Genomic DNA, 15043 nt, shown 5'->3' with positions numbered 1-15043 from the left:
TCCCGGCGACGGCCTCAGTGCTGCTGGCGCAGCTGCTTCTTGTCGATCTTCCCGACGGCGGTCATGGGCAGCTCAGTGAGCACGTGGACGTGTTTCGGGGCCTGCACCGACCCCTTGAGCTCCTTCACTCGGGCGACCAGGGTCGCCTCGTCGACGGTGGCGCCGGGCTTCAGCACGACAGCGGCGGTCACTGCCTCGCCCCACTTCTCGTCGGGCACGCCGTACACCGCGGCCGTGGCGACGTCCGGGTGGGAGGTGAGAGCGTCCTCGACCTCCCGCGGGAAGACGTTGAAGCCTCCGGTGACGATCATGTCCTTCTTGCGGTCCACGATCGTGAGGAAGCCGCTGTCGTCCAGGGTCCCGATGTCGCCGGTGTGCAGCCACCCCCCGGCCAGCGCCTCCTCGGTCAGCGCGGGCAGGTCGTGGTACCCCTCCATCGCTGCCTGGCCGCGGACGCAGATCTCGCCCGCCTCCCCTCGCGGCACGGGCGTGCCGTCGGAGTCCAGCAGAGCGACGGAGGTGCCGTGCACCGGGAATCCGCACGACGACAGCAGCGCCGGCAGCTCCTCGCGGCCGCGCGTGTGGTCGGCGCGAGAGAGGTAGCTGATCGGGTAGCACTCGCTCTGGCCGTATAGCTGCGCGAAGACGTCGCCCAGGCGCTCGTGGCCCTCCGCGAGCCGGCTCGGCGACATCGCGGAGGCGCCGTACAGGACCAGCTCGAGGGAGGAGAGGTCCGTGCTGTCCAACGCAGGGTCATCGAGCAGCGTGTAGATCATCGTGGGGACGAAGAGCGCCATCGTCAGGCGCTGCTCCTCGATGGCCCGCAGCGCCCCGGACGCGGTGAACCCGTCGAGCAGGTGCACGCTCCCGCCCCGCAGCAGCACGGGCAGGATCTTGGTGCCCGCGACGTGCGTGATCGGCGCGGCCGCCAGGTAGCGCGGGTCCGCAGGCAGCTCGAAGTCGGTGAGGACCGAGCGCGAGTGCCCCAGGACCGAGGCGTGCCGGTAGCGCACGCCCTTGGGCCGGCCCGTCGTCCCGCCGGTGTAGTTGAGCCAGACCAGGTCGTCCGGGTCGGCCACGTCCACTGGGGCGTGGCTGCCCACCTGCTCCCGCGCCGCGTGCAGGTCGCGGCCCACCTCGGCAGACCCGAAGGTGTAGAGGTGCTTCAGGTTCGCCTGCTCGGCCAGGGTCGCGCCCCGCTCGGCGAACTTCGCGGGGTCGACGAAGAGCGCCTCCACGCGGGCGTCGCTCAGCTGGTAGAGGTGGTCGGCCAGCGATCCGATCGGGTGGAGGTACGTGACCACCAGCCCGCTGCACCAGGCCGCCGTGGCGGTGAGCCACGAGTCCACCCGGTTGCCGGACAGGATGCCGATCCGGCTGCCCGGGCCGAGCCCGGCGTCGGCGAGCACCGCCTGGGTCCGGCCGATCGCGTCGAGCGCCTGGCCGTAGCTCAGCGAGCCGCGGTCCTTGCTGTCGCCCTCGCCCCAGGTGAAGGCGGTCTTGGACCCCGCGTGGCGGCGCAGGGACCGGAGGATCACCTCACCCGCGGTGGACTCGCGTCGGTGTGCCAGGACCATCTCGCCAGCTCCTTCCCTGTCAGTTCTGGTCGGACAGCTGTTCGGGCAGCCAGAGGGCAAGGTCCGGGACGACGAAGATCAGCGCCACGACAGCCAGCGAGACGAAGACGAACGGCGTGACCCCGCGGAACACCGACTCCAGGCGCAGGCCCGACGTCATCGAGACCACGAACGTGTTCATCCCCACCGGCGGCGTGACCAGGCCGATCTCGAGCATCATCACGAAGAGCACACCGAACCAGACACCCGAGTAGCCCAGCTCCGTGACCACGGGGTGCACCAGCGGCACCACGATGACCAGAATCGAGAGGGTCTCCAGGAACATGCCCAGCGGCACCATGACGGCGAGGATGCCGACCACGATCACCCAGGGCGGCACGTCGATCCCGACGACGGCCTCGGTGAGCCGCATCGGCACACGAGCCATGACGAGGAAGGTGGAGAGCACTCCGGCGCCGACGACGAGCGCGAAGGCCATCGACGTCACCGAGGCGGCCTCGAGGATCGCCTCCTTGCCGCGCTTCATCATCGTGCCGAGCCCGTCGCCGATGTTCTCGACGACCAGCATGACCAGCGCGATGAAGGCGCCGATGGCTGCGGACTCGATGACGGTGAAGAGACCCGTCAGCATCCCGAGGAGGATGGCGGCGAAGATGGCGGCGATCCACGCGGTGGCGCGGAAGCGCTGGAAGTTGGTGATCTCGACCTCCTCGTCGTCCTCGCCGCCGACGACCTTCCCGCCGGCGGCCGTGAGGGCCTCCTTGAGCGAGACCTTGCCCGGGACGACGTGCTTGTGGGCCCGCAGCGCGATGAATACCGAGTAGGCCAGGGCGGCGACGATGCCGGGGATGACGCCCGCCATCAGCAGGTCGGCAATGGACTCGCGGGCGATGACGCCGTACAGGACGAGCGCGACGCTCGGCGGGATGAGGATGCCGAGGGTGCCCGCGACCGCCACGATGCCGCCGGCGAACGGCGCCTTGTAGCCGTGGCGCATCATCTCGTGCACCGAGATCTTGCCGATGCTGGCGGCGGTGGCGACCGAGGAGCCGGAGACGGCGGCGAACCCTGCGCAGGCGCCCACGGTGGCGATCCCCAGGCCGCCTGGCAGCCGGCGCAGGGCGACGGTGGCGGCACTGTACACGCGAGAAGCGAGCCGCCCGTGCAGCGCGAACATGCCGAGGAGGATGTACATCGGGATGATCGCGAGGCTGTACTTGTGGGTCTCGCCGAAGGGCACGGAGCCCAGGACCGACGAGGCCAGCTCGGCGTCGCGCAGGAGCGCGATGCCGACACCGCCGGCCGCCGCGAGCGCAAAGGAGACAGGCGTCTCGGCGACCAGCAGGAAGAAGAAGATCCCGAAGACGATGAGGGTGATGAGGTCGGCGCTCACAGGTGGGCCTCCGCCGGCAGGTCGGGGTGGACGTCCTGCTCGGAGGGAGCGGTCCAGCGTCGCCACATCCCCAGCAGGCACTCGAGGGTCAGGAAGGTGAAGCCGATCGCGATGACCAGCTTGGTGGGCCATACCGGGAAGTCGACGATGCCCTGGGTGAACTCACCGCGGTCCATGGAGACCAACGCCTGGTCCCACGTCGCGCGCGCGAAGAGCGCGACCACGACGGTCGACACGATGCCTCCGACCAGGCGGACGACGCGGGCCACCGCGTGGGGCATCCTCGAGGTGGCGAGAGTGACCCGGACGTTGGTCTCGGTGCGCTCGGCGTAGCCGAACCCGAGGAAGACGATGACCACCAGCAGCATCGCGGAGAGCTCGTAGGCTCCCTTGAGCGAACCGTTGCCGAGCACCCGGTTCGCCACGTCGGCGATCATCGTCGCCATCATCGCCAGCGTGCACACGGCCGCCAGCATGGCGAGCAGGGCCGAGACCCTTCCCACCCACTCGTCGATCTTCTTCATCCCGCTCCTCCGGAGGTACGGCGCGGGGCCGGCGACGCTCTCGCCCGCCGGCCCCGTGCCAGGCTGTGTCAGGCGCCGGCGCAGATCTCGGCGGTGGTGGGAGCGTCGCCGGACGACGCCTCCTCGATGTTGGCGAGGTACGCGTCGAACATCGCGGTCGCGTCGGTGTACTCGGACGCGGCCATCTCCCAGGCCTGGCGCTGCTCGTCGCCCGCCTCGTCGGCCCACTTCTCGCCCAGGGCCTCGGGGCCGAGGCGGTCCACGGTGGTGCCCGCGTCGGCGAGCGAGCGGCAGTTCTCCTCCATGGTCGGGATGAGGTAGTCGGCCACGTAGCGGCCGGCGATCTCCTCGCTGACCTCGCGGATCGCGTCCTGGTGATCGTCGCTGAGCGACTCGAAGGCGTCGAGGTTCATCGTGTAGGCGTTCATGGCGTAGGAGCCCATGAACTCGCCCAGGTCGTAGACGTGCGGGGCGACCTCGGTGAGCCGGTAGTCGACGATGCTCTCCAGCGGGAAGGCGGCGCCCTCGACCACTCCGCGCTCCAGGGACTCGTAGATCTCGGCCGGGTCGACCGCGACCGGGTTGGCGCCGAGCGCGGCGATACCCGTGCTCATCGCGCCGGAGGCGCGCACCGACATCCCGTCGATGTCCTCCAGCGACCCGACCTCGTCGACCGAGGCCATGACCGGCATGGAGTTGTTGAACGTCCAGAGCATGGTGAGGCCGCGGTCCTCGTACTCCGCGCGGAAGTCGTCGTTCTCCTGGTAGAGCTTGTTGAGCGCGTCGCCGTTGGCCTGCAGGTCGCTGGTCACGAAGGCGTTCGAGCCGATGTTGGCCAGCGTCATGTCCGGGTTGTACGCCGGCACCGCCATGACGACGTCCGCCGTACGGTCCTCGGCGCAGGAGATGCTGTCGGGGGCACCGCACAGCGAGCCGTTGTAGAAGGTCTCGAACGTGACCGCCCCGTCGGTGCGCTCGGTGACCTCCTTCATCCATGCATCGCCGGCCACAGAGGCCGGGTGCTCTTCGGTGAGGAAGCTGGCGAACGTGAGGGTGACCTCGCCGTCCGAGCTGGACGCGCCGCCGCCCCCGCACGCGGTGAGCAGTCCGAGGGAGGTGGCGGCGAGGAGGCCCAGGGCCTTCTTGTGGTGCATGTCTGTCAGTCCTCTCGACTCCCGCTCGGGCGGGATGGGGCGGGGTGTGTCGTGTGACACATAAACGATCGTTCGGTACGCTAAGTGGTGCCGGATCGCCCGTCAAGCACTTCAGTCAGGCGGGAAGACAAGTTCCTCCCAAACTGCTAACCGATCAATCGATCAACAGGAAAACGGCCGCTTCAGCGTCGCTCGCCCACGCCGCCGACCCCGGTCCCGAGGAGACGAACCATGCCCAACCAACCCGCGCTGCCCGGCCTGATGATGGACGTGCAGCTGACCACCCAGCTCCTCCACCGTCGCCTCCTGGACGTGACGGGCGACTGCGAGCTCGTCGCGGTCCAGGACGCCTCCGGCACGGCCAGGACCCAGACGTTCCGCGAGACCGCCCTGCGGGCGGGCCGGCTCGCAGCTGCGCTGGCCAGGCTGGGCGTCCGCGAGGGCGACCGGGTCGGCACGTTCTCCTGGAACACGGCCGAACACGTCGAGGCCTACTGGGGGGTGATGGGCATGGGGGCCGTACTGCACACCATCAACCTGCGGCTGCACTCGGACCAGATCGCCTACACAGTGCAGCACGCCGACGACCGGGTCGTGCTGCTGGACGGCTCGCTCGCCGAGCAGTTCCTGCCGGTGCTGGAGCGCTGCCCCGGCGTCGAGCACGTGGTCGTCATCGGCGACCTCCCGGCCGGCGTCGAGGTGCCCGGGGCGCTGCACTACGAGGAGCTGCTGGCCGACGAGTCGCCGGACTTCCCCTGGCCCGACCTCGACGAGCGCGCCGCAGCCTCCCTCTGCTACACCTCCGGCACGACCGGGGACCCGAAAGGCGTGCTCTACTCGCACCGCTCGATCACGCTGCACGCCATCGCCATGTCGGGGACAGAGGTCTACCGCTTGGGCGCCGACGACCGGGCGCTCTCCCTGGTGCCGCTCTTCCACGCGATGGGCTGGGGCCTCCCCTTCGTCACGGCAGTGGTGGGCGCCGACCTCATCCTCCCCGGCCGGTTCCTGCAGCCGGCCCCGCTGGGCCGGATCATCACCGAGCACCGTGCCACCTGGTCCGCCGGCGTGCCGACGCTGTGGATGGACCTGCTCAGCCACCTCGACTCCCCCGAGGGCCGCGACGTCTCGCTGGAGTCACTGCGCCGGATCCTCTCGGGCGGCACGCAGGTGCCGACCGAGATGATGCGCGACTACCAGCGCCGGTTCGACGTCGAGGTGGTCCAGGGCTGGGGCATGACCGAGATCTTCCCGGGCGCCACCGTGAGCCAGGACCTCCCGGGAATCACTGAGGAGCTCCGCTGGCAGCGGCGAAGCCTCGCCGGACGGATCAGCCCGCTCTACGAGGTCCGGGTGAACGACGCCACGGCGGGGATCCAGCCGCACGACGGCGTCGCCACCGGCGAGATCGAGGTGCGCGGCCCGGCGGTCGCCGGAGGCTACTTCCGCGCTCCCGGGACGACCGAGGAGAAGGTCACCGGCGACGGCTGGCTGCGGACCGGTGACGTCGGCACCGTCGACCCCCAGGGCTGGCTGCGGATCAGCGACCGCGCCAAGGACGCCATCAAGTCCGGCGGCGAGTGGATCTCGTCGGTCGACCTGGAGAACGCCCTGATGGGACACCCCTCAGTCCGTGAGGCGGCCGTGGTCGGACGCCCCGACCCGCGCTGGAGCGAGCGCCCGCACGCCTTCGTCGTGGTCGACGGACCCGTGGACGAGGCCGAGCTCCGCACGTTCCTGGAGAAGCGCGTCGCCAAGTGGTGGATCCCGGACACCTTCGACGTCGTCGACCACATCCCGCGCACCAGCACGGGCAAGTTCAACAAGCTCGACCTGAGGGAGCGCCTGGTCGGGAGCGAGGAGGCAGCACGATGAGCGACAACGAGGTCACCCTGGGCACGCCCGCCGACGGCGTACGGCAGATCACCCTGAACCGACCCGACCGGCTGAACACCATGAACGCCGCACTGGTGGCAGGCCTGCACCGTGCGCTCGACGAGGTGGAGGTGGACCGCGACTGCCGCGTCGTCCTGCTCACGGGCGCGGGCCGCGCCTTCTGCGCCGGCCTCGACCTGGCCGGGTACGGCGATCCCGGGCGCGAGGAGGAGATGGGCGTGCCGCTCGCCACGCTGGACCGTCAGCGCGAGATCGCGCGCCTCACTCAGCGTCTGCACGACCTTCCTCACCCCGTCATCGCCGCGGTCAACGGCGCGGCTGCGGGCGGAGGGCTGGCCCTCGTGCTCGCCAGCGACATCCGGATCGCGACCCCGGAGGCCGTCTTCGCCGTCTCCTTCATCAGGGCCGGCTACTCGGCCTGCGACATCGGGGTCTCCTGGCTGCTGCCGCGGATCGTCGGCGCCGGCCGGGCGCACGAACTGATGCTCACCGGACGCCGTTTCTCGGCCGAGGAGGCCGAGCGGGCCGGGATGCTCGCCGACGTGGTCCCCGCCGAGCGCCTCCTGGCGACCGCGCTGGAGAAGGCCGAGGAGATCAAGCTCAACGCACCCGCGTCGGTCAGCCTGACGAAGCAGGGCATGTGGGCGGCACTGGAGATGCCCACCCTTGCCACCGCGATCGAGTTCGAGAACCGCCAGCAGGTGATCACCGCCCTGACCCAGGACGCCGCGGAGGCGCGGGCCGCCTTCCTCGAGAAGCGACCCCCGAGCTACCAGCACCGCTGAGACCGCCGGGTCGCCTGCCACATCCGGCCCTTGACCACGGGGCTGCGTGGCACATAACCTGACCCGAACGAACGTTTAGTAAGGAACTCACATGACTCGCGCCGTGATCGTCGACATCGTCCGCACCGCCTCCGGGAAGGGCAAGCCAGGCGGCGCGCTCTCCGGCGTGCACCCGGCGGACCTCCTCGCCACCACCATCAAGGCCCTCGTCGAACGCACCGGGGTGGACCCGGGCCTCGTCGAGGACGTCATCGCTGGCTGCGTCGGCCAGGTCGGCGACCAGACCCTCAACATCGCCCGCACCGCCGCCCTGGTCGCCGGGCTGCCGGAGCACGTCCCAGGCGTGACGGTCGACCGCCAGTGCGGCTCCAGCCAGCAGGCCGCCCACTTCGCCGCCCAAGGGGTCATCGCCGGGGCGTACGACGTCGCGATCGCCTGCGGCGTCGAGTCGATGAGCCGGGTGCCGATGTTCTCCAACCTCGCCGGCGGCGACCCGCTCGGCCCGCTCGACGCGCGCTACCCCGAGGGCCTGCCCTCTCAGGGCTACGGCGCTGAGCTCATGGCCGCCCGCTGGGGGCTCGACCGCGGTGCGCTCGACGAGTTCGCGGCGCGCTCGCACCGACTGGCCGCCGAGGCCTCCGCGAGCGGCGCCTTCGACCACGAGATCGTGCCGGTGCAGATCACCGACGCCGACGGCGCCAGCCACGCCCACCTGCAGGACGAGACCGTGCGGGCCGGCACCTCCGTCGATGGCCTCGGTGGCCTTCGCTCGGCGTTCCACGACGACGAGATGGCTGCCAAGTACCCCGAGATCCAGTGGCACATCACCCCGGGCAACTCCTCCCCGCTGACAGACGGCGCCTCCGCGGCGCTGATCATGAGCGAGGAGAAGGCCTCCGCCCTCGGCCTCACCCCGCGGGCGGCCTTCCACACCTTCTCGGTCACCGGCAGCGACCCGGTGCTCATGCTCTCGGGCGTCATCCCTGCCACCGAGAAGGCGCTCAAGCGCTCCGGCCTGCACCTGGCCGACATCGACGCCTTCGAGGTCAACGAGGCGTTCGCCCCCGTCCCCCTGGCGTGGGCCAAGGAGCTCGGCGTGGATCTCGCGAAGGTCAACCCCCGCGGCGGCGCGATCGCGCTCGGCCACCCGCTCGGCGGTTCAGGGACGCGCCTCATGGCGACCCTGGTCAACCACCTCGAGGCCACGGGCGGACGCTACGGCCTGCAGACCATGTGCGAAGGCGGCGGCATGGCCAACGCCACCATCATCGAGCGGCTCTGAGCCGGACGAGGGGATCGAGCTCGTGAGCGTCGTCCAGCTGGAGGTGTCCGAGGGCATCGCCACCATCACCCTGCACCGGCCCGAGGTGCTCAACGCCTTCACCGACGAGATGGAGGCAGGGCTGGTCGAGGCGTTCGACCGCACCGACGCGGACGACGACGTCCGGGCGGTCATCCTGACCGGATCCGGGCGCGCCTTCTGCGCCGGGATGGACGTCAGCGACGGGGCGGACGCGTTCGTCAACTGGCGGACCTCGACCACGGCACCCGAGGGCACCAGCATCGACGTGCCCGGCGAGCCGATGCCGATGCGGCGCGACGGCGGCGGACGGGTGGTGCTGCGGATCTACTCCTCGCTCAAGCCCGTCATCGCCGCGGTCAACGGCCCAGCCACCGGCGTCGGGGCGACCATGCTGCTGCCCTGCGACGTTCGGCTCGCCAGCGAGGACGCCCGCTTCGGCTTCGTCTTCAACCGCCGCGGCGTCGTCCCGGAGTCCTGCTCCTCGTGGTTCCTGCCCCGCCTCGTCGGCATGCAGACCGCGATGGAGTGGGTGCTCACCGGCCGGGTCTTTCCCGCTACCGCGGCCCTCGAGGGCGGACTGGTCCGAAGCCTGCACGCCCCCGACGACCTGCTCGCCGCCGCCCGCGGGCTCGCCCGCGAGATCGCCGACAACACCGCCCCCGTCTCCGCCTCGCTGAGCCGCCAGATGCTGTGGCGGATGCTGGGGGCCGACCACCCGATGACCGCGCACCAGGTCGAGTCCCTGGCCATCAACCTGCGCGGCGTCAGCGCCGACCTCCAGGAGGGGTTCGCGGCGTTCCTGGAGAAGCGCAGCCCCGTGTTCCCCGACCGCGTGGGCACCGAGCTGCCCGACATCTTCCGATCCGTCCCGGCGCCGGAGTTCGACCCGGCCGTCCTGAAGGAGTACCACCGTGAAGCGTGACCTGTACGACGACGACCACGAGGCCTTCCGCCAGTCCGTCAAGGCGTTCGTCGCCCGCGAGGTGACGCCCCACCTCGAGAAGTGGGACGAGCAGCGTCTCATCGACAGGGACACGTGGGTCGCTGCCGGCAAACAGGGCATCCTCGGCCTCACCGCCCCCGAGCACCTCGGCGGTGCCGGCGGCGACTACCGCTACCGGATGGTCGTGCACGAGGAGCTCGGCAAGGTCTTCGCCTCGTCGCTCGCCTCGTCGTTCTCCCTGCAGGACGACATCCTCATCCCCTACGTCGTCGAGCTGGGCAACGAGGAGCAGCAGCAGCGCTGGCTGCCCCCGATGCTCGCCGGCGAGCTCATCATGGCCGTCGCCATGACCGAGCCCGGCACGGGCTCGGACCTCCAGGGCATCCGGACGACGGGCACCAAGGTCGACGGCGGCTGGGTCGTCAACGGCGCGAAGACCTTCATCACCTCCGGCATCCAGTCCGACGTCGTCATCACCGTCTGCCGGACCGATCCCGATGGCGGCCCCCGCGGGTTCACCCTGCTCGCCGTGGAGAAGGAGTTCGAAGGCTTCAGCCGCGGCCGCAAGCTCAACAAGGTCGGGCTGCACGCGCAGGACACCGCCGAGCTCTTCTTCGAGGACGTCTTCGTCCCGGACGCCAACGTCCTCGGCGAGGTCGGCGGCGGGTTCGGGCAGCTGAAGAACATGCTGCCCCTCGAGCGGCTCTCCATCGCCGCCTGGGCTCTGGGGATCACCACCGCCGTGCTCGACGCGACGGTCGAGTACACCAAGGCCCGGACCGCGTTCGGCCAGTCGATCATCGACTTCCAGAACACTCGCTTTCAGCTCGCGGAGATGCGCACCGAGCTCGACGTGACCCGCGCCTTCGTCGACAAGGCGGTGCTCGCCTACAACGCCGGCGAGCTCACCGACGTCGACGCTGCCCAGGCGAAGTGGTGGGCCAGCGAGGTGCAGAACCGGATCGTGGACCGCTGCGTCCAGCTGCACGGCGGCTACGGCTTCATGCTGGAGTACCCGGTGGCCCGCGCCTACCAGGACTCCCGCGTGCAGAAGATCTTCGGCGGCACCAACGAGATCATGAAGCACATCATCGGCCGCAGCATCGCTGCCGGTCGGATCTGAGGGCCACGATGACCGAGACGACGATCACGGCGGACGAGCTGGTCCGCCCGGACCGCCTGGGGCCGGCCCTGGTGGAGACCACCGGGGACGAGCGCTGGGCGCAGGTGAGGGCCCAGCTGATCAGCGGGGGCAAGTCCAACCTGACCTTCATGCTCTCCAGCCCGGCCGGCGAGATGGTGCTGCGGCGCCCCCCGACCGGCGAGCTGCTGCCCAGCGCCCACGACATGCTCCGTGAGGCGCGGATCCAGTCGGCGCTGGCCGACACCCCCGTGCCGACGGCGCGCATCGTGCTCGCCGACCCGGGCGACCTGATCGGGATCCAGTGCTACGTCATGGAGCGGGTCCCCGGCCACATCGTCCGAGACCGGCTGCCCGACGGGTACGCCACCACCGAGGCGGAGCGGCGCGCCCTGGGCCTCGGCTTCATCGACATCCTCGCGGCGATCCACGACGTCGACCCGGAGGCCGTCGGGCTGAGCGACTACGGCCGCGCGTCCGGCTTCATGGAGCGTCAGGTCCGCCGGTGGACCGGGCAGTGGGAGAAGTCTGCGACCCACCCGGTGGCCGAGGTCGACGAGCTCGCCCGCCGCCTTGCGGCGCGGATCCCGGCCCAGGAGCGGTCGACCATCGCCCACGGCGACTACCGCATCGACAACGTCGTGCTCGACGCGGCCGACCCGGGCCGGATCAACGCGGTGCTGGACTGGGAGCTCTCCACCCTCGGCGACCCGCTCGCCGACCTGGGGATGCTCCTGCTCTTCTGGCGCGAGCCCGGCGAGCCCGACGTCTCCTCCCTCACCCCGGGCATCACCCACCTGCCGGGCTTCCCGACCCGGGACGAGCTGTCCCACCGCTACGCCGAGGTGACCGGGGCCGACCTCGGGAACCTGGACGTCTACACGGCGTTCGCCCACTTCAAGTTCGCCGTCATCGCCCAGGGCGTCTCCGTCCGCGCCCGTGCAGGCGCCATGGGCGGCCAGGACTTCGGCAACCTCGACGACGAGGTGCTGGCCGTCGCGTCGGCCGGCCTCGACCTGCTCTGACCCTGCTCCGACGTCGTACCGCCACACACCCAGACCCTGCTACCCCCGAGGACCCGTTCATGGACTTCGCCCTCTCCGCCAAGGCCCAGGAGGCCACCGAGAACATGTGGGACTTCATGCGGTCCCACGTCTTCCCCGCCGAGCCCGTGTGGGCCGCGCACCTGAAGGAGCACGGCCCGCACGCCTTCCCACCGGTGATGGACGAGCTGAAGGCCGAGGCGAAGCGTCGCGGCCTGTGGAATCTCTTCCTGCCGTCGCTCTCCGGCCTCTCCAACCTGGAGTACGCCGCGGTGGCCGAGATCTCCGGCTGGTCCCCCGTGATCGCACCCGAGGCGATCAACTGCCAGGCCCCGGACACCGGGAACATGGAGACCCTCGAGCTGTTCGCCACCCCCGAGCAGCGGGAGCGGTGGCTCGAGCCGCTGCTGGCAGGGCAGATCCGGTCCGCGTTCGCCATGACCGAGCCCGACGTCGCCTCCTCAGACGCCACCAACATCACCACGTCGATCACTCGGGACGGTGACGAGTACGTGATCAACGGGCGCAAGTGGTGGATCACCGGCGCCTCCGACGAGCGCTGCCAGGTCTTCATCGTCATGGGCAAGACCGACCCCGAGGCGGAGGCCCACCTCCAGCAGTCGATGGTCCTGGTCCCCCGGGACACCCCCGGGCTCACCATCGAGCGGGACCTGCCGATCTTCGGCTACAACGACCAGCACGGACACTGCGAGCTGGTCTTCGAGGACGTCCGTGTCCCGGCCACCAGCCTGCTCGGCGAGGAGGGCGACGGCTTCAAGATCGCCCAAGCCCGCCTCGGCCCCGGCCGGATCCACCACGCCATGCGCGCCATCGGCATGGCAGAGCGGGCGCTGGCCCTCATGGTCGAGCGCGCGAAGTCGCGAGAGGCCTTCGGCCACCACCTCGCCGACTACGCCAACGTGCAGGACCTCATCGCCCAGTCGCGCATCGACATCAACATGGTGCGGCTGCACGTCTACAACGCGGCGTGGCTGATCGATCAGCACGGCGCCAAGGGCGCCCGCTCGGAGATCTCGGAGATCAAGGTGTCGGCCCCGGCCATGGCGACGAAGGTCATCGACCGCGCCATCGAGGTCTTCGGCGGCATGGGCGTCTCCGACGACACCGTGCTCGCCTACTTCTACGCCTGGGCCCGGGTGCTGCGGATCGTCGACGGCCCCGATGCCGTCCACCGCCGGACGGTCGCCCGCGTCGAGATGAAGAAGACCCCGCCGCACCGCGGCTGAGAGGACGAACCGATGAACCCCCTGGACCGCTTCCGCCTCGACGAGAAGGTCGTCGTGATCACCGGCGCCAGCTCTGGCCTGGGCGCGGGCTTCGCCCGCGCCTGCGCCGCGGTCGGTGCCACTCTCGTCCTGGCCGCCCGCCGCGAGGACCGGCTCGTAGCACTGGCCGACGAGCTCCGGGCCGGCGGCGCTCGGGTGCTCACCCGACGTACCGACGTGGCCGATCGGGACGACTGCGACGCGCTCGCGAGGGCTGCGGTCGAAGAGTTCGGCCGGATCGACGTCCTGGTCAACAACGCGGGCCTGGGCCACTCCGGCGTCGCCCTGCGCGAGGACCCCGACGTCTACACGCGGGTGGTCGACGTCAACCTGAACGGCGTCTACCTGATGGCACGGGCCTGCGCCGCGCACATGCCCCCCGGCTCCTCGGTGGTCAACATCTCGAGCGTCCACGGGCTGCTCGCCTCGCGCTACCCGCAGGCCGCGTACGCCGCGAGCAAGGCCGGCGTCATCGGTCTCACCCGCGACCTGGCGCAGCAGTGGGCCGGCCGGAAGGGCATCCGCGTCAACGCACTCTGCCCGGGGTACTTCGCCTCCGAGATGACCGGGACCGACGAGGACGTGCTGCAGCAGCTGGTGGCGGACCACTCGGTCCTGGGCCGCTTCGGCCGGCAGGAGGAGCTGGACTCCGCGCTGATCTTCCTGGCCAGCGACGCCTCGACGTACGTCGTCGGGACCACCCTGGTCGTAGACGGCGGGCTCACCACCACGGTGTGAGCACCGCCGTCCGGACCCGGTCAGGCGAGCGGGACCTGCTCGCCGACCGGGTCCAGGACCAAGATCTCGGGCGCACCGGCGAGCACCTCGGCGAGCGTGCCGCCGAGCCGCTTGAACGCCTCGGAACCCGTGTGCTCCTTGAGGGCCTCGGTGCTCTCCCACGCCTCGAGCATCACGTAGTCGGTCTGGCTCCTCCGCTTCTGCTGCAGGTCGTAGCGCGAGCACCGCGGGTTCGCGAGAACGGTGGACCGCGCCTCGGCAACGGCCGCCTCGAGCGTGGCCCCCGAGCCGGGCTTGGTCGACAGGGTCGCGACGACGTTGATCATGAGGTCTCCTTGGGTCGGCCACGCCACCTCGCGGCATGGTCGCCCGATCGTAACCGAGCGCTCGCTCAGGTAGGCCACGTGTGTCACGGCCCGCGTCAGCGACCCGCCACAGCCTGGTCAGGGGACGGGCGAGAAGCCGCCGTCCACGTTGACGGACGCACCGGTCACGTAGGACGCCCGGGGCGAGAGCAGGAACGACGCGACGTCGGCGAACTCCTCGGAGCGGCCGAGGCGGCCCATCGGTATCCGGAGCCGCTGCGCGAGAGCCGCCGTGTAGGCGTCGTACGACTGGTCGGCGCGCTGTGCAGCCCGCACCCACTGGTCGCTGTCGATGTAGCCGATGAGGATCGCGTTGACCCGCACCCCGGCGGGGGCGAGCTCCTGGGCCATCGCCTTGGTCCAGGCAAGCCCGGCGGCGCGCGAGGCCGAGGTGGGGAGGCTGCCGGCGACCGGGGCCTTGGCCGACGCGGCAAGGCTGTTGAGGACCGCTCCCCCGCGTTCCTTCAGGTGCGGCAGTGCGGCGCGGGTGAGCCGCACCATCGCCATCACCTTGAGCTCGTGGTCGGCGAGGATCTCGGCGTCGTCGAGCCCCTCGAAGGCGCCTGCGGCGGCCTGGCCCGCGTTGTTCATCACCCCGTCGAGGTGACCGAAGCGGTCGAGGGTGCGGTCCACCAGGTTGTCGAGGTCGGCGACCTCGCGGACGTCCGCCTGCACACCGATCGACCCGCCGGGCAGCCCCTCCAGGACCGAGAGGGCGGCACCCAGCCGGGTCTTGTCCCGCCCACAGATCGCCACGTCGGCACCTTCGGCGGCGAGCCTGCGGGCGGTCGCCAGGCCCAGCCCGTCGGAACCACCCGTGATCACGTAGGTCCGACCCTTCAGCTCCAGGTCCATCGTTCTCTCTCCTCTTCGCCGGTGGGTCTCCATCCTGTCC

The 15043-nt window shown here is 70.7% G+C and carries 14 protein-coding genes; 8 read left to right on the top strand and 6 right to left on the bottom strand.

All coding sequences use genetic code 11. The features are described from left to right. Nucleotides 1–14: 14 nt before the first annotated feature. The 4 genes from H8838_RS03760 to dctP all read right to left on the bottom strand — a co-directional run bounded on the left by H8838_RS03760 (nt 15) and on the right by dctP (nt 4648). Nucleotides 15–1577: an AMP-binding protein gene (locus tag H8838_RS03760; protein ID WP_185995918.1), complete on the bottom strand. Its 1563-nt coding sequence runs from the start codon at nt 1575–1577 to the stop codon at nt 15–17. Nucleotides 1578–1596: 19 nt separating this feature from the next. Further along, entirely contained in the window at nt 1597–2970 is a 1374-nt protein-coding gene (locus H8838_RS03755) for a TRAP transporter large permease (RefSeq protein ID WP_185995917.1), read from the bottom strand. After that, nucleotides 2967–3494 (bottom strand): TRAP transporter small permease subunit, encoded by a 528-nt coding sequence (locus H8838_RS03750; protein ID WP_185995916.1) that lies wholly within the window; start codon nt 3492–3494, stop codon nt 2967–2969. Before H8838_RS03750 ends, H8838_RS03755 begins: the two co-directional genes overlap by 4 nt. Nucleotides 3495–3562: 68 nt before the next feature. Continuing rightward, the gene (gene dctP / locus H8838_RS03745; RefSeq protein ID WP_185995915.1) at nt 3563–4648 is read right to left on the bottom strand and encodes a TRAP transporter substrate-binding protein DctP; all 1086 of its coding nucleotides are present in this window, start codon (nt 4646–4648) and stop codon (nt 3563–3565) included. A gap of 231 nt (nt 4649–4879) precedes the next feature. Here dctP and H8838_RS03740 point away from each other — a divergent pair, with 231 nt between their 5' ends. The 8 genes from H8838_RS03740 (at nt 4880) to H8838_RS03705 (ending at nt 13783) form a co-directional block, all read left to right on the top strand. Continuing rightward, nucleotides 4880–6523, top strand: a complete 1644-nt coding sequence (locus H8838_RS03740; protein WP_224766358.1) for a long-chain-fatty-acid--CoA ligase — start codon at nt 4880–4882, stop codon at nt 6521–6523. After that, complete coding sequence (locus H8838_RS03735; RefSeq protein ID WP_185995914.1) at nt 6520–7329, top strand: enoyl-CoA hydratase/isomerase family protein; 810 nt, start codon at nt 6520–6522, stop codon at nt 7327–7329. The genes H8838_RS03740 and H8838_RS03735 overlap by 4 nt, the downstream gene beginning before the upstream one ends. A 91-nt stretch (nt 7330–7420) precedes the next feature. Continuing rightward, nucleotides 7421–8611 (top strand): thiolase family protein, encoded by a 1191-nt coding sequence (locus tag H8838_RS03730; protein ID WP_185995913.1) that lies wholly within the window; start codon nt 7421–7423, stop codon nt 8609–8611. Between the two features lie 22 nt (nt 8612–8633). Continuing rightward, nucleotides 8634–9554 (top strand): crotonase/enoyl-CoA hydratase family protein, encoded by a 921-nt coding sequence (locus tag H8838_RS03725; RefSeq protein WP_185995912.1) that lies wholly within the window; start codon nt 8634–8636, stop codon nt 9552–9554. Beyond that, nucleotides 9544–10698 carry an acyl-CoA dehydrogenase family protein gene (locus H8838_RS03720; RefSeq protein ID WP_185995911.1) on the top strand — a complete coding sequence of 385 codons (1155 nt, stop codon included), beginning with the start codon at nt 9544–9546 and terminating at the stop codon, nt 10696–10698. Before H8838_RS03725 ends, H8838_RS03720 begins: the two co-directional genes overlap by 11 nt. 8 nt (nt 10699–10706) lie before the next feature. Then, a complete protein-coding gene (locus tag H8838_RS03715) occupies nt 10707–11741 on the top strand; it encodes a phosphotransferase family protein (protein ID WP_185995910.1) in 1035 nt (344 codons plus the stop codon). A gap of 59 nt (nt 11742–11800) precedes the next feature. Further along, nucleotides 11801–13006 (top strand): acyl-CoA dehydrogenase family protein, encoded by a 1206-nt coding sequence (locus H8838_RS03710; RefSeq protein ID WP_185995909.1) that lies wholly within the window; start codon nt 11801–11803, stop codon nt 13004–13006. A 12-nt stretch (nt 13007–13018) separates the two neighbouring features. Next, nucleotides 13019–13783 carry an SDR family NAD(P)-dependent oxidoreductase gene (locus H8838_RS03705; protein ID WP_185995908.1) on the top strand — a complete coding sequence of 255 codons (765 nt, stop codon included), beginning with the start codon at nt 13019–13021 and terminating at the stop codon, nt 13781–13783. A 20-nt stretch (nt 13784–13803) separates the two neighbouring features. On the opposite strand, the gene H8838_RS03700 is transcribed toward H8838_RS03705, so the two are convergent. After that, nucleotides 13804–14109, bottom strand: coding sequence for a putative quinol monooxygenase (locus H8838_RS03700; protein WP_185995907.1), 306 nt, complete (start codon nt 14107–14109; stop codon nt 13804–13806). A 117-nt stretch (nt 14110–14226) separates the two neighbouring features. Further along, nucleotides 14227–15003, bottom strand: coding sequence for an SDR family oxidoreductase (locus H8838_RS03695; RefSeq protein ID WP_185995906.1), 777 nt, complete (start codon nt 15001–15003; stop codon nt 14227–14229). Nucleotides 15004–15043 lie beyond the last annotated feature (40 nt).

Source organism: Nocardioides campestrisoli (genome assembly GCF_013624435.2).
In the GTDB taxonomy this organism is placed as follows: Bacteria; Actinomycetota; Actinomycetes; order Propionibacteriales; family Nocardioidaceae; genus Nocardioides; species Nocardioides campestrisoli.
Note: the sequence above shows the minus strand (reverse complement) of the source record. Positions and strands in the feature narration are given on the sequence as shown.

Bases quoted from the DNA above. Each gene is read 5' to 3' on its own strand.
- H8838_RS03735 (WP_185995914.1), top strand. From the start codon at position 6,520: ATGAGCGACAACGAGGTCACCCTGGGCACGCCCGCCGACGGCGTACGG.
- H8838_RS03730 (WP_185995913.1), top strand. From the start codon at position 7,421: ATGACTCGCGCCGTGATCGTCGACATCGTCCGCACCGCCTCCGGGAAG.
- H8838_RS03740 (WP_224766358.1), top strand. From the start codon at position 4,880: ATGCCCAACCAACCCGCGCTGCCCGGCCTGATGATGGACGTGCAGCTG.
- H8838_RS03705 (WP_185995908.1), top strand. From the start codon at position 13,019: ATGAACCCCCTGGACCGCTTCCGCCTCGACGAGAAGGTCGTCGTGATC.
- H8838_RS03695 (WP_185995906.1), bottom strand. From the start codon at position 15,003: ATGGACCTGGAGCTGAAGGGTCGGACCTACGTGATCACGGGTGGTTCC.
- H8838_RS03710 (WP_185995909.1), top strand. From the start codon at position 11,801: ATGGACTTCGCCCTCTCCGCCAAGGCCCAGGAGGCCACCGAGAACATG.
- H8838_RS03760 (WP_185995918.1), bottom strand. From the start codon at position 1,577: ATGGTCCTGGCACACCGACGCGAGTCCACCGCGGGTGAGGTGATCCTC.
- dctP (WP_185995915.1), bottom strand. From the start codon at position 4,648: ATGCACCACAAGAAGGCCCTGGGCCTCCTCGCCGCCACCTCCCTCGGA.
- H8838_RS03715 (WP_185995910.1), top strand. From the start codon at position 10,707: ATGACCGAGACGACGATCACGGCGGACGAGCTGGTCCGCCCGGACCGC.
- H8838_RS03700 (WP_185995907.1), bottom strand. From the start codon at position 14,109: ATGATCAACGTCGTCGCGACCCTGTCGACCAAGCCCGGCTCGGGGGCC.
- H8838_RS03750 (WP_185995916.1), bottom strand. From the start codon at position 3,494: ATGAAGAAGATCGACGAGTGGGTGGGAAGGGTCTCGGCCCTGCTCGCC.